The organism is Pectobacterium brasiliense (assembly GCF_016950255.1).
GTDB classification, from domain to species: Bacteria; Pseudomonadota; Gammaproteobacteria; order Enterobacterales; family Enterobacteriaceae; genus Pectobacterium; species Pectobacterium brasiliense.
This window is the reverse complement of record NZ_JACGFN010000001.1, coordinates 2,866,723-2,884,912: the sequence shown is the minus strand read 5'-3', so window position 1 is coordinate 2,884,912 and position 18,190 is coordinate 2,866,723. Positions and strand designations below refer to the sequence as shown.

The 18,190-nt window shown below is 53.8% G+C and carries 20 protein-coding genes; 4 read left to right on the top strand and 16 right to left on the bottom strand.

Annotated features, from left to right (window positions below; translation table 11 throughout):
* Nucleotides 1-26: 26 nt before the first annotated feature.
* The 3 genes from lldD to H4F65_RS12810 all read left to right on the top strand — a co-directional run bounded on the left by lldD (nt 27) and on the right by H4F65_RS12810 (nt 3,071).
* Entirely contained in the window at nt 27-1,187 is a 1,161-nt protein-coding gene (gene lldD / locus H4F65_RS12820; RefSeq protein ID WP_010284245.1) for an FMN-dependent L-lactate dehydrogenase LldD, read from the top strand.
* Nucleotides 1,188-1,307: 120 nt separating this feature from the next.
* Nucleotides 1,308-1,808, top strand: a complete 501-nt coding sequence (locus H4F65_RS12815; RefSeq protein ID WP_010284247.1) for a GrpB family protein — start codon at nt 1,308-1,310, stop codon at nt 1,806-1,808.
* A 93-nt stretch (nt 1,809-1,901) separates the two neighbouring features.
* The gene (locus tag H4F65_RS12810) at nt 1,902-3,071 is read left to right on the top strand and encodes an AI-2E family transporter (protein ID WP_010284250.1); all 1,170 of its coding nucleotides are present in this window, start codon (nt 1,902-1,904) and stop codon (nt 3,069-3,071) included.
* 66 nt (nt 3,072-3,137) lie between these two features.
* Here the strand turns inward: H4F65_RS12810 and H4F65_RS12805 are convergent, their stop codons facing one another.
* Nucleotides 3,138-3,500 (bottom strand): DUF596 domain-containing protein, encoded by a 363-nt coding sequence (locus H4F65_RS12805; RefSeq protein ID WP_052051621.1) that lies wholly within the window; start codon nt 3,498-3,500, stop codon nt 3,138-3,140.
* Nucleotides 3,501-3,531: 31 nt separating this feature from the next.
* Entirely contained in the window at nt 3,532-3,918 is a 387-nt protein-coding gene (locus H4F65_RS12800; protein WP_172644798.1) for a hypothetical protein, read from the bottom strand.
* A gap of 131 nt (nt 3,919-4,049) precedes the next feature.
* On the opposite strand from H4F65_RS12800, the gene H4F65_RS12795 reads away from it, so the two are divergent.
* The gene (locus tag H4F65_RS12795) at nt 4,050-4,595 is read left to right on the top strand and encodes a hypothetical protein (RefSeq protein ID WP_100068802.1); all 546 of its coding nucleotides are present in this window, start codon (nt 4,050-4,052) and stop codon (nt 4,593-4,595) included.
* Nucleotides 4,596-4,637: 42 nt separating this feature from the next.
* Here H4F65_RS12795 and H4F65_RS12790 read toward each other — a convergent pair whose 3' ends face one another.
* The 14 genes from H4F65_RS12790 to H4F65_RS12725 form a co-directional block, all read right to left on the bottom strand.
* Nucleotides 4,638-5,195, bottom strand: coding sequence for a hypothetical protein (locus H4F65_RS12790; RefSeq protein WP_010284259.1), 558 nt, complete (start codon nt 5,193-5,195; stop codon nt 4,638-4,640).
* 163 nt (nt 5,196-5,358) lie between these two features.
* A complete protein-coding gene (locus tag H4F65_RS12785; protein ID WP_010284261.1) occupies nt 5,359-5,742 on the bottom strand; it encodes a type II toxin-antitoxin system death-on-curing family toxin in 384 nt (127 codons plus the stop codon).
* The gene (locus H4F65_RS12780) at nt 5,739-5,960 is read right to left on the bottom strand and encodes a type II toxin-antitoxin system Phd/YefM family antitoxin (protein ID WP_010284263.1); all 222 of its coding nucleotides are present in this window, start codon (nt 5,958-5,960) and stop codon (nt 5,739-5,741) included. The genes H4F65_RS12785 and H4F65_RS12780 overlap by 4 nt, the downstream gene beginning before the upstream one ends.
* 48 nt (nt 5,961-6,008) lie before the next feature.
* Nucleotides 6,009-6,332 (bottom strand): hypothetical protein, encoded by a 324-nt coding sequence (locus H4F65_RS12775; RefSeq protein WP_010284265.1) that lies wholly within the window; start codon nt 6,330-6,332, stop codon nt 6,009-6,011.
* A gap of 274 nt (nt 6,333-6,606) precedes the next feature.
* Nucleotides 6,607-7,380: a hypothetical protein gene (locus H4F65_RS12770; RefSeq protein ID WP_039320466.1), complete on the bottom strand. Its 774-nt coding sequence runs from the start codon at nt 7,378-7,380 to the stop codon at nt 6,607-6,609.
* Between the two features lie 398 nt (nt 7,381-7,778).
* Nucleotides 7,779-8,642 carry a YicC/YloC family endoribonuclease gene (locus tag H4F65_RS12765; protein ID WP_010284271.1) on the bottom strand — a complete coding sequence of 288 codons (864 nt, stop codon included), beginning with the start codon at nt 8,640-8,642 and terminating at the stop codon, nt 7,779-7,781.
* 99 nt (nt 8,643-8,741) lie between these two features.
* Nucleotides 8,742-9,650: a LysR family transcriptional regulator gene (locus H4F65_RS12760; RefSeq protein ID WP_010284274.1), complete on the bottom strand. Its 909-nt coding sequence runs from the start codon at nt 9,648-9,650 to the stop codon at nt 8,742-8,744.
* Nucleotides 9,651-9,862: 212 nt separating this feature from the next.
* Nucleotides 9,863-10,810: an isoaspartyl peptidase/L-asparaginase family protein gene (locus H4F65_RS12755; protein WP_010284276.1), complete on the bottom strand. Its 948-nt coding sequence runs from the start codon at nt 10,808-10,810 to the stop codon at nt 9,863-9,865.
* Nucleotides 10,811-10,869: 59 nt separating this feature from the next.
* Nucleotides 10,870-11,691: a M55 family metallopeptidase gene (locus tag H4F65_RS12750; RefSeq protein WP_010284278.1), complete on the bottom strand. Its 822-nt coding sequence runs from the start codon at nt 11,689-11,691 to the stop codon at nt 10,870-10,872.
* A gap of 26 nt (nt 11,692-11,717) precedes the next feature.
* On the bottom strand, nt 11,718-12,794 hold the full coding sequence (locus tag H4F65_RS12745) for a DmpA family aminopeptidase (protein ID WP_010284280.1): 1,077 nt from the start codon (nt 12,792-12,794) through the stop codon (nt 11,718-11,720).
* A gap of 8 nt (nt 12,795-12,802) precedes the next feature.
* Nucleotides 12,803-13,702: an ABC transporter permease subunit gene (locus tag H4F65_RS12740; RefSeq protein WP_010284281.1), complete on the bottom strand. Its 900-nt coding sequence runs from the start codon at nt 13,700-13,702 to the stop codon at nt 12,803-12,805.
* Between the two features lie 8 nt (nt 13,703-13,710).
* Nucleotides 13,711-14,631 (bottom strand): ABC transporter permease, encoded by a 921-nt coding sequence (locus tag H4F65_RS12735; RefSeq protein ID WP_014913740.1) that lies wholly within the window; start codon nt 14,629-14,631, stop codon nt 13,711-13,713.
* A gap of 18 nt (nt 14,632-14,649) precedes the next feature.
* A complete protein-coding gene (locus H4F65_RS12730; RefSeq protein WP_010285698.1) occupies nt 14,650-16,191 on the bottom strand; it encodes a glutathione ABC transporter substrate-binding protein in 1,542 nt (513 codons plus the stop codon).
* A gap of 88 nt (nt 16,192-16,279) precedes the next feature.
* Entirely contained in the window at nt 16,280-18,151 is a 1,872-nt protein-coding gene (locus H4F65_RS12725) for an ABC transporter ATP-binding protein (protein ID WP_039320462.1), read from the bottom strand.
* Nucleotides 18,152-18,190: the final 39 nt, after the last annotated feature.

Here is an 18,190-nt window from a genome sequence, read left to right as displayed (position 1 = left end):
AACAAGAAGAAGGATGGGAAAGGACGATGATCATCTCTGCTTCAACGGACTACCGGGCGGCGGCGCAGCGTAAGCTTCCGCCGTTCCTTTTTCACTATATTGACGGCGGTGCCTATGGCGAGCACACGCTCAGGCGTAATACCGCCGATCTGGCGGATATCGCACTGCGTCAGCGCATCCTGAAAAATATGTCCGACCTGAGTCTGGAAACGCAGTTGTTCGGCGAAAAACTGGCAATGCCGGTGGTGCTGGCTCCCGTTGGCCTGACTGGGATGTACGCCCGACGTGGCGAAGTCCAGGCTGCCCGTGCGGCGGCACACAAAGGGATACCGTTTACCTTATCCACGGTTTCAGTCTGCCCGATTGAGGAAGTGGCACCTGCCATCAATCGTCCGATGTGGTTCCAGCTCTATGTGTTGAAAGATCGTGGTTTTATGCGTAATGCGCTGGAGCGTGCCCAGGCGGCAGGGGTGAAGACGTTGGTGTTTACCGTGGATATGCCGACGCCGGGTGCGCGATATCGCGATGCACACTCTGGTATGAGCGGACCGAATGCGGCGGCGCGTCGTCTTTTACAGGCCGTTACTCATCCACAATGGGCGTGGGATGTTGGCCTGAACGGTAAGCCACACGATTTGGGGAATGTCTCCGCCTATCGTGGCAAACCCACGACGCTGGAAGACTACATTGGCTGGCTGGCGGCGAATTTCGATCCTTCTATTTCGTGGCAGGACTTGGCGTGGATCCGCGAGATGTGGAAAGGGCCGATGATCATCAAAGGCATCCTCGACCCGGAAGATGCCAAAGAGGCGGTCCGGTTCGGCGCGGACGGCATTGTGGTCTCCAATCACGGCGGGCGACAACTGGACGGCGTGCTATCAACGGCACATGCGCTGCCTGCTATCGCCGATGCGGTGAAAGGCGATATCACTATTCTGGCAGATTCCGGCATTCGTACCGGGCTGGACGTGGTGCGCATGATTGCGCTGGGCGCGGACGGCGTGATGCTCGGGCGCGCGTTTGTCTACGCGCTAGCGGCGGCGGGCGAAGCGGGCGTGGTTAACCTGCTGAACCTGATCGAAAAAGAGATGCGTGTGGCGATGACGCTCACGGGTGCCAAATCCATTGCCGACATCACCACGGACTCACTGGTGCAGGCGACCCAGCGGCGGTTGGATGGCCTGTAAGCACGGATGATGCGGCGAGAGGCATTTACCGTCTCCTTGCCGCGCTTTCTGATGGCTTTTGAATCGTCCCCTGAACGTTGATACCCTTTACGCGATAAGACCGTGTTGGGGGATCAGTGAATGGGTGGACGGACAATTACCGTGGTGGATTACGATCCACAGTGGGCAACGAATTATGCAACGGCGGCGAGGGAACTCATGCAGGCGCTCGGTGAAGTGGCGGCGAATATACATCACATCGGCAGCACGGCCGTGCCGGGGCTCCCCGCTAAGCCGGTGATTGATATGCTGCTGGAAGTAGTTTCGTTATCCGCTTTGGACAGGTTCGATCATGTCATGGTCGATCTGGGCTACTGTCCTCGTGGCGAAAACGGGATAGCAGGACGTCGTTACTACACCAAAGGCCGCGATGCGCGCACGCACCATCTTCACGCTTTTGTGGTGGGTGACGAGACTATCCAGCGGCACCTGGCTTTCCGTGATTATCTGCGGGCAAACCCAGCCGTATGTGCCGAGTACGCGGCAATAAAACGTGCCGCTGCACTGGCGTGTGACAACGATGCCGCCGTGTATAGCCAGTTAAAAAACGACTTTATTGCCACTCATGAGGCGCTCGCCTAGCCATTTCCTCAGCACTATGCGCTTTTTCCGGTATTGCAAACGCCCCACTTCGTTCTATATTTCGAGAGCAGATTGAACGAAGGGGAAATCGTTGTGAATATTAAAGGGCTTACGAAGGGATTCTTCATCCTTATCTTATTTATCGTCACGCTGGCGTTTTTTGACATCCTGGCACCGTATTATTCCGCCATATTATGGGCGGCGGTGCTGGCCATTATCTTCCATCCGCTGAAAAGCAAAATTCGGCAAAAATTAAACGATCGCAACGGTGTTGCTTCATTGCTCACAGTCCTGATCATCTTCCTGCTCGTCTTCATTCCGTTGGGGATCATTGTTTCCTCGCTGGTGGTTGAAATTAACGGGGTTTACACCCGATTGCAGGACAGCAATACGCAATTCCCGGTGGTGCTGGCGGAGCTGATTCAGCATCTGCCGAGGTGGGCGCGACATTTCCTCGCGGAACACAATCTGGATAACGCCGCCAAAATACAGCAAGAGCTTTCTCAGGTTGTGCTGAAAGGTGGGCAATATCTGGCGGGAAGCGTGCTGCTGATCGGCAAAGGGACATTCACCTTCTTCATCGGTTTCGGGGTGATGCTCTACCTGCTTTTCTTCCTCCTGAAGGATGGTGCTTATCTGGTCAACCTGATTCTGGAATCGCTGCCGCTTTCCACTCATGTTAAACATCACCTGCTGGTGAAGTTTGCCGCCGTATCGCGGGCGACGGTGAAAGGCACCGTGGTGGTGGCGATTGTGCAGGGGACATTGGGTGGTATTGCGTTCTCCATCGCAGGGATAGAAGGCAGCCTGCTGTGGGGCTCGCTGATGGCGTTCCTGTCGCTGATCCCCGCGGTGGGTTCGGCAATTATCTGGGTGCCTGCGGCCATCTTCCTGTTCGCGACGGACATGCTTTGGCAGGCCATCTTCATTGTCGCGTTCTTCGTGCTGGTGATTGGGCTGGTGGATAACATCCTGCGTCCGCTGCTGGTGGGGAAAGACACCAAAATGCCGGATTACCTGATTCTGATCGCCACGCTGGGCGGTATGGAAATCTACGGTATTAATGGTTTTGTGATTGGTCCGCTGATTGCTGCGCTGTTCATCGCCTGTTGGAACATTCTCTCTGGTCGCGATAATCAGGAGAATATTGAAGGCATCGACGAAGATTTTATCGAGGAAGGTCGCCAGCATCCGAGTGTGGCGAAGCCGGACGAGAGTGAGGAGCTAGAGGGTCAGGAGGCTGAACGTAAGACCACGGAGTAAGTTCGCTGCGAGTCATGATATCCGGTCATGAGTGAGAGGAATTGGCGCTGGTTTGGCTGATTCCTCTTACGTCCAAATCTCTTGCCCCTCCGGCGTGATCCACACGACGCCTGCGGGCGCTTTGGCGAAGAACCACAGGCCAAATTCGTCGACATCATCCAATTCATCATCGGACATTTCAGGTGGAAAGGCATGGCGGAGTGGGTCGACCTGATGCTTCGGATCGCCTTGCAGATAGTCTCCCTGACTGGCAAGCCTGATTCTGCCTTCCGCGATGAGCCGCTCCAGCAACGTAAAAAACAGCGCCTGACGCTGTGCGTAGGTTCTGGGATTGACCCGACACTCAACCGCAATATGTTGCCATATCGCGCCCATCGACAGCCCGTATGCGCTCCTTTCGACAGCATCGTGGATGTCGTTATCGTCCATATGCGCTTCTCTCTTCAGCATGTTCGCTGGCTCAGCGCGTTGGGTCGTAAGCCTTTGCCTCGGCGTCCCACGGTATGCTGTGATCGTCGACCGCGACGTGCCATTCACAGTGTGTCAGGGCAGCGCGGATTTCGGATAAACACTGGCACCAGTGTTGTACGCCAATCCAGGTGGCTTCTTCATTGCTATCGGGGAGTTTGGTCGAACCTGAGAACACGATGCCTTTTCTGAAAACGTTACCGATTTTCGCGTTGAGGGTGAAATTAAATGATTCCCAGTTTATGCCGTCGCCGGTCGTCAGATATTTCTCAATGTGTTCATTAACGGAATGGCGTTGGACAATCTCCTTCACGGCAGATATCTCTTTTGGGCTCAGGGATTTTTTACGTCGTGCGGTGTAATAGAGAGAAATTGCCACGTTGCCTCGTTTATCATTAGTGTTTAAGGTGAGGTAATGCTTTAAGGTGAAGTAATACAACGTAAATTTTCGAATAAAAAGCGGCGTAAAATAATCAGGATGTTCTGATTTTATAAAGGTAAGGGATGGTTATGTTTGGGAAAATGCTTCTGATAGGAATAAGTGTGGTATTCGTCAGTGGATGTTCGGTTGCGACTTATAGTCATAAACTGGAGGATTATCAGGGTGCTGAACGCGTGGGTATGACGTTCGATAACCGCAACCTCGATTATGTTCGCGTTTATCCGACGACCGACAGATGTATTAATATTGATGCACCAGAAAATGGCTATACCAATAATGCATTTGGGTTCCAAACTAAGCTCAATAATAAAGAACTCGGCTTCCCTGAAATCCCAGAAACGCCAACGATGATTCGTGAATTTTGGGTCAGCGCGCAACACAATATTGCGGTCAGAATGATTGCTGCCAATGGTGGATTTAGTACCGTCACGTTTAAACCTGTGGTCGGGAATTACTATTATGTTACTGGTAAATTTGTTGATGCTTATTCGCCACGACGCATCGAAGTCTACGAAGTATTCAAAACCGAGAAGGGCTACTACGACCGCCGACCGGTCAAAGATTTGATGCTGAAAAACTGCGGCCAATTTTCTTCCAGGATGCAGCATTTTTAATGCCTGGCCAGACAGTGACGCTGTCTGGCCGTCTCACCGAACTTACGTTAGCTGTTTTCCAGAAAACGTACCGGCATACCATTCATCCATCACCGATAGCAGGTTTTTCACTTCATCCACGGTCAGGCCGTACGAGTCGGCGTTTTCATGGGGCTTAACGACGAGTAGCTGAACATCGGCACGCGTATGCAGATAATCGAACTGATATTGCACTTCGCTGTTGTCGTACAGGCTGCCGCCAACGTTTCCAGCTTTGCGTAACTGAGTGATCTGTTTATCCTTCGCGGCCGGATCTTGCGCCCAAATCAGGAAATCACGCAGCGGCTGTGTCTGCAGGGCAAAATCATCACGCGTGAAGCCAAAATAGGCATAACGCTTTCTGACCACTAATGCGATTTTGCTCTTATCATCGGATATCTTGACGTCAAAAGATCGCTTACCCACAGTACAGTCGCGGAATTTAGGCTTGTAGTCGCAGGCAGAAAGGTTCTCAGCTTCATAAACTTCGTAAAGGCGCATCGTGGCGTATTTATCGAAAGTGGTGATTGCCTGGCAGCCGGTCAGGGCAAGAAGGATGAAGGGGAGGACGAGATAACGCATGTCGGTTGTTTTTCCCTGTATTGTTGCGGGTGAAGATGTTCCTGAGATTGTACTGGTGATTTGGTGGAGCGATTTGCGCTGCGATGATGGGACTATATTCCCATTTTTGATGGGATTATAGGAATACAGTCCTATTTTGTTGTAGCTGTGCTGTTTACAGGAATCAGCCTAAAGGTTGCACCCGTGTTCTCAATTGCTGTGCCAGTTCGTCAACGTTTTTTGCACCCGTTGCGGCCTCTACCGTCAGATTTTCCAACGTATTGTCGTTATCGCGAACTAGCACGCCGTTACGGTATAAAAACGTCATCGTGACGAAAAATGCGGTGCGTTTATTGCCATCATTAAAAATATGGCCACGTGCAACAGCCACCCAGTAAGTGGCGGCCAGCTCGAAGATGTCCGTGATCCCTTCATAATGCGTGCGGTTCTGCACTCGGTAGATTATCGCTTCTGCTCGACCCGGATCGGGCATTCCCGTTACGCCGGGTAAACGTCGCAATATCCGATCATGAAAGGCGATCACTTCTTGTGCGCTAACCCAGTTCATCGGTCAGTCAGCGCTTCGATAGTGTGGCCGTGGCGCTGCATAATGAGATCAAACTCAGCGTCCAACTTGGCATTTTGGTATGCTTCGAATTCCGCTTTGCTGATCACCACCGCGGAACTTCCATCCCGACGAGTAATTTCGACCGGTTCGCCGTGGGTTGCAGCGTCTAATACTTCTGAAATGTTGGCTCTGGCTTGAGTAGAAGTGTAGATTCGCATCGTGTTTCTCCTGATATGTACATCTAAAATGTACACTTTAGCTGTGCATTACTCAACGAGAACGTTGTGGTTGGATTGTAGACGGCTTGCGTATGACATGGGGTTTCCGCTGATTACTATTAATGCAGGGATCAGGTGCGCACAGGCGCTGAAATAGGCGTTGAGTTGGTGCAGCTGTTCCGTGTTAGCTGCTGTTGTCAGTGATTTGCTAACATACTGTAAACCGTGGCACAACCCTTCAACCGACTCTGCAGCGATTGCGCTGAAATCGTCACGTTGAGCACGACTAAGGTGCTCAACGGGTAACGAAGCGATCAGATCTCGGAAAACGGTAATGGAACTCTCGGTAGCGGCAGCATTTATGGTGGTCATTGGCGATCCTCCTTGAAAGTTAGTGTCGCCAATTGTCGATGCTTTTTATGAGTTCAGATACTACGAGTTTCGTAGCTGTTAACATTATTAAACGTAAGAATAAAGTGAATTTTTTTAAAATAGTACCGGAGGATATTAGTTGGTTTTTAGAAACATAACATTAAACTCTGCCCTATTAGGATGAGTGGAAATATGATTTTTATATCTAATAATTCCGCTTTATTAAGGGTGTTATTATTAATTTAATTTGCCATTCGGGTTTTTATGTTTTTTATTACCCGTTTTTATTTTTTTGTTTTAATAATTCGAGTGCGGATAAAATTATTTTTTCTTGCGGTGGTGACGGTGTTTTTTCAAAATTTATTTTATTTTCTCTTAGAGTGTAGAGTATGTCACTAAATTTATTGTTGTCACCTTTGCTAAGAATGTAGGCTAACCTTTGGTTTTCGTAATCAGTGCCTAATTGCATATAGTATCTGATAAAAACTAGAACAGCTCGCATCACAAAACCAAGAAATACTATTACAGATAGGTTAAGTAATACGGCAGATATGGATTCTGCTATTTTTGATATTCTTCCATCGCCACCTAGTCTGTATTGTACACCCTTCCAAGAAGCATAATCATTTATAAATTTATTTTTTAAGTCAATGCGTTTACTTAATTCATTGATTGTTGAATTTTGTATTTCTAAAGAGTCACTTAATTTCGAATCATAATTTTTTATTTCATTGGTTTTGATATTTTTTATTTTATTTTCAGACGGCTGAATGCTTTCTGTGTTACCCAAGTAAACACCAATGTTGTTTTTTTCTTTTGGTGTGTTTAAATATACTATATCCCCAGGATTTAATAGTTCTTTTTTAAATCCTAGTAATCTCTCTATAGAGGCTTTTTGTGAGTCATTTCCTGTGGCAATAAGTATAGATATAGTGCTTGCTGATATTATAAGTAATATTATAAGTGAAACAGTTATTGCTCTTGTAAGCATTGATCTGTTTTTTAATGTATTAAGTATGAAGGGGTTAAGTTCATTTTCATTCTGCATATCATTTCCTTATTTAATCGATTTTATGCTATTTTTTATTCTATAAGATTATTTTTTAAATTTAAAAATAAGAATTAGCATGCCAGTTTTTTATGCGTATCAATTTTTATTCTAAGGTGGCTATTATATTCCCACTCTGTTTTTAATATGTCTAGCGTTTTATTATGCTTGATGCGATTTTATCAAGAGAAATTTAGAAATATTTCAGAGTTATTGTTTTCATAAAAATATTTTTCCTTTTTATAGGGTTTTTTTGTTTTATTAAAAATAGCCATGTTTGTAAAAAAGCATTTTTAGTGTGGGTTAATAAAAATTTCGGCATTTATTTTTTTTGAATATTTTTGATAATAACGCCCTGAAAACAGGGCGTTGTAGCAGTCAGTGGAACAGGGTGGAGATCACTCAATATTCTGGATCTGTTCCCGCATTTGCTCGATCAGCACTTTCAATTCAATGGCTGACGCGGTGACGTCGGCGTTGATGGATTTTGAGGCCAGCGTGTTCGATTCGCGGTTGAATTCCTGCATCATGAAGTCGAGGCGGCGGCCGACGGCTTCTTCTTTTTTCAGGATTTTGTAGGTTTCTTTGACGTGAGCATCGAGGCGGTCGAGTTCTTCGGCGACATCGACGCGCTGTGCCATCAACACCAGTTCCTGTTCCAGACGGTTATTTTCCAGCTGTACCTGCGCATCTTCCAGCTTGCTTTGCAGACGTTCACGCTGCCAGAGCAGGATGTTCGGCATCTGGGCACGGACTTTGACGACTTCGGCGCTGACGCCAGCCAGACGCTGTTCGATCAGACCTTTCAGCGCATTACCTTCGCTTTCACGGGCGGCGATGAAGTCATCCAACGCGCCTTCCAGCGCGGTCAGCAGTTCGGCGCTGATGGCGTCCAGATCCTGCTCTTCCGCCGACATCACACCGGGCCAGCGCAGGATATCAACCGGGTTGATTTCCCCTTCGTCGCTCTGCATTTTGACCCAGTTGGCGGCATTAACCAGCTGTTTCGCCAGTTTTTCGTTCAGGATCAGCGCACTTTGCGCGCTCGGGTCGAGCTCAAAGCGCAGGTTGCATTCGATTTTGCCACGGGTCAAACGGGCGCGGATGCGCTCACGCGCGACAGGTTCGAGACTGCGGAATTGTTCCGGTAAACGAAGATAGGTTTCCAGATAGCGCTGGTTAACGGAACGCAGTTCCCAGGCTGCGCTTCCCCAGTTGCCCTTGATCTCTCGGCGGGCGTAAGCGGTCATGCTGCGAATCATTGGTGCATACCTGTAAAGCAAATGATGAGAAGGATTATAGCGTTGAGTCCCGCGCAGGGGATAGAAAAAAACCGCCTGCCCGGTGTCGCCCGTCGGGAATCAGGCGGCGTAAAGCAGCGTTTCGTTCTGTCTGGCGATGTCGCGACAGCGATTTTTCATCATCTGCTTCAGCTGTAGCGTCGCCTGTGATTGCGGGTTATCGCGGCGGCTGATCAGCGTGACTTCAAAAGGCAGCGGCTGGTCGATAGGGACGATTTTGAGCTGGTCAGCATAGCGACAGGCGGTAAAGAGATCGACGATGCCCGTACCGCCGCCCGCCAGCACCATGTCGGCAATCACCGAGTAGGTTTTGATGTAGAGCGAAGCCGCCGGCTGTAGCGCTTTGTCGCGCAGCGCACGGTGTAACACCTGACCGAGCGGATCCTTATGCTGCATCATCAGTAGATTGTTGTTGCATAGCCATTCCAGCGAGACAGGGCCGTTTATCGGGCTGTCTTTCGGCAATAGGGCAACCATCGTGGACTGGAACAGCGGTTCTGCCAGCAGCTCGGACGGCACCTGCTGACCAAAGATCAGCGCGAAATCGAGCTGGTTTTGCAGGATGTTCTGGCACAGCGTGCTGAAGTGTTCGGTGACGAGTTCAACGTTAACCAAGGCGGCCTGCTTATGAAATTCCACCAGCGTTGGGGCCACGATCATTTGCCCGAACGCATGTGCCGCACCCAGCCGTACGGAGTGTGCCTTGCTGGTTTTGATTTGTTCGGTGAGTGAACTGATGCTTTGCAGATGGCTGAAAAGTTCCTGCACTTTCGGTATCAGGCGCAGCCCTTCTTCGGTGGCAATCATTCCCTGCGTACGACGTTCAAACAGGGAAAAACCGAGCTGCTGCTCTGCGTGATTCAACACCCGGCTGACGTTCGGCTGCGAGACATTGAGCAAGCGGGCAGCGCCGCTGATGGTGCCTGCCTGAACAATGGCCTGGAAGATTTCAATATGGCGTAGTCGCATGGGTGCAGGCTCCGGCTGACGCTTTCTGGTGAGCGTCGTATGAGTAATAATCAAAATGCCTGCAATTATTACGCCAGTTTCTAATTTCGTTCCTGCGCGGCCAGCGGCGTTTCTTAATAATACTCATGCACAATTATGGTGCGTAATGCTCCATAGTTGTGCGTTATGGTCGAAAATGGTGCAATTCGACCTGGATAGGTAAGGCGACAGATTTAGCGATAAATATCGGCGACGGGGGCTTCTCCCACATAGCCATAGCCGCGGTACATCCCTTCGCTGTTAAACGGCAGGGCAATGTTGCCCGCTTTATCGACGGCAATCAGTCCGCCGCTGCCGTCCATTTGCAGCAGTTTCTCCATGACTACGCGATCGCTGGCCTGCTGTAGCGTCAGTCCGGCATATTCCATCAGCGCCGAGACGTCATAGGCGGCGACGGCACGCATAAAGACTTCACCGGTGCCGGTGCAGGAAACCGCCACCGTCTGGTTGTTAGCGTAGCAGCCTGCGCCGATGATCGGGCTGTCGCCCACGCGTCCGGCCTGTTTGTTGGTCATGCCGCCCGTTGAGGTTGCCGCCGCGAGGTTACCCGCGCTGTCGAGAGCTACCGCGCCGACGGTACCGAATTTACGGTCGGGATCGATAGGGTCGTTCTGGCCGTCATGGTCGAGGATGACGCGGCCTGAGCCTGCCTGCGCGTTATGCAACTGCTGGCGGCGTTCGTCGGTGGAGAAAAACGTAGGATCAACCATCTCCAGACCATGCTGCTGTGCAAATGCCTCTGCGCCGTCGGCAGTAAACATCACATGCTGGCTGGCTTCAAGTACGGTACGCGCAGCCAGAATCGGGTTACGGATATGGCTGACGCAGCTCACCGCACCGGCATCCAGTGAGCGTCCGTCCATAATGCTGGCATCCAGTTCGTGGGTTTCCGCGTGGGTGAAAACCGAACCGTGTCCGGCATTGAATAACGGACACTCTTCCAACAGGCGAACGGCTTCCGTCACGGCATCCAGTGCGCTGCCGTTTTCAGCCAGAATGCGCTGTCCGCTGGCGACAATCTCGGACAGCGCTGCCAGATAGCGTTGCTCTTTTTCAGCGCTCATAGCCGAGCGGGTCAGCGCACCTGCGCCACCGTGGATCACAATCACGGGTTTCGTCATGCGATAAATTCTCTTTTCAGTCGGTTTACGCCCCGGAATAAGGGGCGGATAAACTGGAATCAGTTTTGCGTCGTAGCCAGATAGGAAAAGGCACCCAGCAGGCTGGTGATTTCCCGCATGCTCTGCGCCGTATAACCTACGGTTATGGCATCCAAACGTTCCACATTCGGCAGCAGACAGAATAGATCGGCCAGTACCGGTTTTGCCACCATCAGTTCGAGGCGGTAGGGGGCCTGAATCCGCGAGTTCAGCGTCCGGTGCGCTTTTTCCACCGCCGCTTTTGCCGCGTCACGAATCACCTGACGCGCCTGTTCAGTGCTGAGGGATTCAGCCGCATGCTGCGAAATAGCGCGCTTGACGCAGGCATAGTCGGTGGCGGGGTAGTAGCGGGCGATCCAGCTCTGGAGCGTGTCGTCACCGCTGACCAGCCAGAGCGGCGTCTTCTGTTCCACGCCGGCGGCAGCGTAGATGTCGCTCTCGCCCATGATTTCACCGTTGATGCGCACGCGGTAGAACGCACGGCCGTTGATGGTATGCGACAGCACGCCAAACTCGCCTGCGGCGCTGTGATAACCGATGAACATCAGGCCGTCGAACTGCTGCTGCTCCAGCCCTTCTACCATCGAATAGCAGCGCGGTTTGCCCTGTACCAGTCGGGCGCGAGCGTCGATGTTCTCCGCGCGCAGATTGACCATTGCCGCATGGCTGTCGGCGACCACCACCTCTGTTGCGCCACCCGCGAACGCACCGTCAATCGCGGCGTTCACTTCCTGCTCCATCAGGCCACGTGCCAGTTGATATTCCGCGGTGCCAGGGCTGCACTGTTCTGGGCGCATCACGCCAGCGATCCCTTCGATATCAGCAGAGATAAACACTTTCATCATCAGTTTCCTACGGGAGAATTTGCTTATGGATAAAGAGTCGCAGCCAGCCGATCCAACGCCTGTGGCAGCGTCGGACGATGATGGCCGCGAAAACCGGTCACGGCGTCTGCCTGAAGCATGGCGTCGAGTACAGCGTGTTCAGTGGCGTCGGCGGCGGCGCTTAACAGCGATTCAAGCTGCGCATCCTCCGGCGGCTGCGGCTGCGGGCAGGTGGAGAACGCGACGGCGATATCACCGGAACCGTGTCCCCAGTAGCTGCCGAGCCGGCCTAATCCTGCACCGGCACGCTTGGCGATACGCTTGAGCTGGCGGGCATCGAGCGGGGCATCCGTCGCCATAATAATGATGATCGATCCGGCATCCTGCTGCGGCGCAAGCTCTGGCAGGATAGGCGCGATGGCGTCTCCCACTTGTACGCCGTCCAGCGTCAGTGAGGAAAGCGTGCCGAAGTTTGCCAGCACCAGCACGCCGAGCGTAGCGTTCAATTCAGGAATCAGGCGTGATGCGGTGCCGATGCCGCCTTTCAGACTAAAGCAGCTCATCCCGCGTCCGGCACCGACGCTGCCGCGTGCGAAGCTGTCTGCGGCACTGTCCAGCGCCTGTCGCGCCATGTGTTCCGTCACCGCCAGCGCCTGAATGTCGTTCAGCCAGCCGTCGTTGCACTCCAGCGCTAGCGGATTTACCGTCGGCAGCGTGCGACCCAGTTCAGGGTTGCGAGAAATGGCGTTGCGTACCAGCGTGGTAAACAGCGTACCGGTTGCCAGCGTGTTGCTTAGTAGGATAGGCGTTTGCAGCAGCCCCAGCTCCTCGACCTGTACCAGTCCGACGGGTTTGGCGAAGCCGTTCAGCACCGCCGCGCCGCAGGGCAGAGGCTGGGTAAACAGGTTCTCGCCGGGCGGCAGAATCGCCGTGACGCCAGTTTGCACTTCCCCCGCCGCCAGCGTGCAGTGGCCGACGCGCACGCCTGCCACATCGCTAATGCTGTTACGCGTTCCGCTAGCCGAGCGCGGCGTACCCAACTGCCGCGTCGTTTTCCAGCGTTGTAGCAACAGTGCCTGCTGTTGCTGGTGATAGTCGTTCATCTGATGATCGCCGTGCATCGCCTTCCTCAGCTTTTCAGTTTGGGATCGAGCGTATCACGCAGCGCATCCCCAAGCAGGTTAAACGCCAGCACGGTGAAGAAGATCGCCAGACCTGGGAACACGCTGACGTGCCAAGCACCTGCCATCATCAGGCTGCGGCTCATCGCCAGAATATTGCCCCATTCTGGTACGTCCGGCTCTGGGCCAAGGCCGATGAAGCTCAGGCCTGCTGCGGTCAGGATACTGGTACCGATACGCATGGTGAAATAGACGATCACGTTAGGCAGTGTGCCGGGCAGGATGTGGCGCATCAGCACGATGCGATCCGGCGCCCCGGCGCAGCGTACCGCTTCTACATAGGCTGCCTGTTTCAGCGACAGCGTAGAAGCACGCACGATGCGGGCGAAGACCGGTACGCTGAAGACCGCGACGGCGATAATCACGTTATTCAGGCCGGGGCCGAGGATGGCGACGACTGCAATCGCCAGCAGCATGCCGGGGAAGGCGAACAGCACGTCGGAACCGCGCATGATCAGGGTATCGACCCAGCGGCCGTAGTAGCCTGCCAGCAGGCCAAGCACGATGCCGACCACCATGCCCAGCGTGACGGAGAAAATACCGATATACAGCGAGATACGTGCGCCGTAGATGATGCGGCTCATCACATCGCGTCCGAGATCGTCTGTGCCCATCCAGTGCGCCACTGAAGGTGGTGAAGCCAGCGCCGTCCAGTCGGGCTCCATCGGGTTCCACGGCGCCAGCCACGGGGCGAAAATGGCGACCAACACCAGCAGCAGGACGAAGCTGCTGGAAATTATCGCCATTGGGTTACGGATAAAGACCTGAACGAAGTCGCGCCACGGCGAACGTATCGTCTCTTCATCAAGCGTGGCAACGGCCACGACGGGTTCGGGAGGAAGGTTCATCGTGTCTCCTAACGTAGGCGAATCGCCGGATTGACCACCGCGTACAGCAGGTCGACCAACAGGTTAATGACAATAAATTCAAACACGAACAGCATCACTAGCGCCTGAATGACCGGCTGATCCTGCGTCTTGATTGATTCAATCAGCAGCCAGCCTAGACCCGGCCAGCTAAACACGCTTTCGACCACAATGGAGCCACCGAGCAGGAAGCCGAATTGCAGCCCCAGCATGGTGATGACCGGGATCAGTGCATTACGCATCACATGCTTCCAGGTGACCAGCCGATTGCGCAGCCCCTTGGAGCGAGCGGTGCGGACGTAGTCTTCCTGCGCGACCTCCAGAAACGCGGAGCGGGTAAAGCGTGCCATAACGGCCGCCACCGATGCCCCGAGCGTCAGCGCGGGCAGAATGATGTCGCTGGGCTGATTAAAGCCGCTGACGGAAAAGACGCCGAATGGCATGGCGACAAACTGAATCAGCAACAGGCCGAGCCAGAACGGCGGCATGGAAATCCCGCCAACCGCGAAGCTCATCAGTGTCCAGTCCTGCCATTTGCCCCGCTTGAGCGCGGAAACCACGCCAATCAGCAGGCCGAGCAGCACCGACCAGACAAAGCCCGCCAGCGCCAGCCACATCGTGGGCATGAAACTCTTGCTGATGACGTCGATAACCGGCTGCTGGGTGCGGTACGTCACACCCAGATCGCCGCTGAACAGGCCGCCGAGCCAGTGGACATACTGCTGCGGCAGCGGGTCGTTCAATCCTAACTGCTGACGGGCGGCTTCCACCGCCTCAATGGTCGCGTCAGCACCGGCGTAAATACGTGCCGGGTCACCCGGCAGCAGTTTTATAAAACCGAACACTAACAGGGAGACCACCAGTAGAACCGGGATCATTTCCAGCAAACGTCGGACGATATAAGCAAACATGGCGTTCTCCCTGACCGATTACTTAAATTCAGCCTGATCGAAGATCAGTGAGCCATCAGCCAGCATGTAGACGCCGTCGAGGTTCTTGGTTTTGCCGACAACGTTGTCCGGCGAGCCCAGGAAGACTACAGGTGCATCCTGCCAAATCTGACGCTGTGCATCCGCGTAAGCGGCGGCACGTTTGTCGGCATCGGCCGTCGCCAACCCAGCGGTAATCGCTTTATCCGTTACCGAATTGCTGTAGTAGGAGACGTTATACGCAACCGGAACCCAGGACTCGGTGGCGAACAGTGGACGCAGCGCCCAGTCAGCATCACCGGTAGACGGAGACCAGCCGTTGTAGAACAGGTCAAATTCAGCGTCTTTCGGATCTTTAACACCAAACAGCTTGGCGTTACGCATCCCGGAATCCATCGGGGTGACGGTGACCTTGATGCCGACCTGCTCTAACTGCTGCTTGAAGAACTGCGCGCTACGGATGTAGTCGGTACGGTTCGTTGTCCACAGCTTCAGGCTCAGGCCGTTGGCGTAGCCCGCTTCTTTCAGCAGCGCCTTGGCTTTTTCTGGGTTATAGGTGTAGTTCGGCGAGCTTTGACGTGCGAAGAACTGTACGTCCGGTGCCATCGCAGAGGAGGCAGGAACGCCCATGCCGGCAAAGCCGACTTTCAGCCAGATGTCGCGGTTGATGGCGTAGTTGAGCGCCTGACGTACGCGGATATCGTTCAGTGGCGGACGCAGGTTGTTCATCGCCAGCCAGAATTGATAAATACTTGGGTCACGCTGAATCGCCAGCTTGCTGTCGTTTTGTACGGTACCGATCAGATCGGAAGGCAGCGGATAAACGGCATCTACCTGGCCGGATTTCAGTGATGCCACGCGAGTGGAATCTTCCGGCGTTGGGTAGAAGGTCACGCTGTCGACTTTCGGCCAGCCTTTCTGCCAGTAGTTGTCGAATTTCACCAGTTTCACGTCTTTACCCTGCTGCCATTCGGTGAACTTGAATGGGCCAGTACCGACCGGATTCACGCGCAGCTGTGCTTCGTCTGGGTATTTCTTCAGCGCTTCCGGGCTGTGCATGACGGCAGACGGGTGCGCCAGCGTGTTCACAAAGGCACCGAAGGATTTGTTCAGCTCGATTTTGACCTGCGTCGGCGACAGCACGGTGACGCTTTGCACCATGTTAAACAGGCTGTTGCGCTTTAAGCCCTTGCTCTGATCGGCCAGACGGTCGAGGTTAGCTTTAACGGCGTCGGCGTTGAACGGCGCGCCGTCCTGGAAGGTGATGCCTTCGCGCAGCGTAATGACGAACTCGGTGGCGGTGTCATTACTGGTGTAGCCCGTCGCCAGACGCGGCACTAGCTTCATTTTATTATCGAACTGGAACAGACGCTCGAAGATGCCGCTCTGAATGGAGTAGCTCAGCGTGTCCGAGGTATCGTGCGGGTCGAGTCCGGTAATATCGGCATAGATGGAAATGCGAAGGTCTTGCGCCTGGGCGACAGCCGCCAGACACAGTGAGAGCCCGAGGGCAACGGCAGAGCGGCGAACGAATGGCTTCATGGTTTCTCTCCTGGTCAGCTATGAACGTGTGTTGTGTTTTATTAATACGTTGTTTTTTATGACTATTTTATTGTCATGGCATCGTGTTTCAGGCGGCCGATTCGTTGTCGGCGACCCAGTGCTGCGGCGCGACCTCTCGGTAGCGCGTTTTGGCGACGGCCTCGCCTGCTTTACGCAAGGGTGAGGGGATTTCGCTGTCGTCAAACTGGCGTGCGCCGCGACGGGTTGGATCGGCAATCGGAACCGAAGCCAACAGGCGGCGGGTATACGGATGCTGTGGATCGTTAAACACCGACTGGCGCGGGCCGATTTCCACGATCTGGCCGAGGTACATCACCGCGACGCGGTTGGCGATGCGCTCGACGACGGCCATATCGTGCGAGATGAAAATCCACGACACGCCGGTTTTCTTCTGGAGGTCCATCATCAGATTGACGACCTGCGCCTGAATCGACACATCGAGCGCCGAAACGGCTTCGTCAGCAATGATGACCTGCGGCTGTAGCGCCATCGCGCGAGCAATCGCGATACGCTGACGCTGCCCGCCGGAAAACTCGTGCGGATAACGACGTGCGTGTTCTGGCAGCAGACCGACGCTTTTTAACAGCGCCTGCACCTGCGGTGTCGCTTCTTCCAGTGATTTCACCAGCCCGTGCAGCAGCAGCGGTTCGGCGATGGTGAAGCCAACCGTCAGACGCGGGTTGAGCGAGGCGTACGGGTCTTGAAACACCATCTGCATTTCCCGGCGCAGCGGCTGGAAATCCCGCTCTTTCATCTGGGAAATCTCGTTACCCTGAAAATGAATGCTTTCGGCTTGGCTCTGTACCAGACGCAGCAGCGCGCGTCCGGTGGTGGACTTGCCGCAGCCGCTTTCCCCGACGATAGCCAGCGTTTCGCCCGGCCAGACGTTGAAATCAATCTGCTCTACCGCATGAACGTGGTGAGTAACGGTGGATAAAATCCCGCTGCGCATGGGGTAATACACGCTCAGTCCGCGAATATCCAACAGCGGCTCGGCGTCATAGCGGGCGGTAACCTGTTCACTATTTTCCGGATCGGCAGCCTGTCCCAGTAAAGGAAAGCGCTTTGGCCACAGGCTATCGCGCATGTCGCCCAGCTTCGGTACAGCAGCCAGCAGCGATTGGGTATAAGGATGTTGCGGTGCGGCAAAAATCTGTTCGACGGTGCCTTGTTCCACAATCTCGCCGCGGTACATCACCACCACGCGATCGGCGATTTCCGCCACCACGCCCATGTCGTGGGTGATAAACAGCACCGCCATGTCGCTCTGCTGTTGCAGGTCGCGCAGGATTTGCAGGATGCGTGCCTGTACGGTGACGTCCAGAGCAGTGGTCGGTTCGTCGGCAATCAACAGCTGCGGATCGCAGGCTAGCGCCTGTGCAATCATCACACGCTGGCGCATCCCGCCGGACAGCGAGTGCGGGTAGCTTTTCATCACGCGATTGACGTCTGCGATGCGCACCTTGTGCAGTAGCTCACGGGCTTTTTTGTCCGCGCTGGCGGCATCGCAAATTTTGTGGTCAAGCAGCGCTTCGGTGAGCTGATCGCCGACTTTTAGTACCGGATTAAGCGAAGTCATCGGCTCCTGAAAAATCATGGCGAGATCGCGGCCGCGCAGCTTACGACGCGCTTCTGCTTTCATACTCAGCAGGTCATGCTGCTTGCCGTCGCGTGCGGTGAAACGGAGTGCGCCACGTTCGATGTTGGCTGAGTCCGCCAACAGCCCCATCACGGCGAGTGAGGTTACGGACTTGCCTGAACCACTTTCGCCGACCACGGCGACCACTTCCCCTTTATTCACGGTAAAGGAAATGCCTTTTAGCGCCTGGTGCGTGCCGGAACGGCCGCTAAAGCTGACGCTCAGATCGTCGATTTCCAGTACAGGCCTGGGGGCGTTACCGGGTGCTGTGGCGGCACCCGCGTGCATGATATCCGTCATGGTCACTCCGGTTGATGATTTAGGATTGCTGCGGTTAAT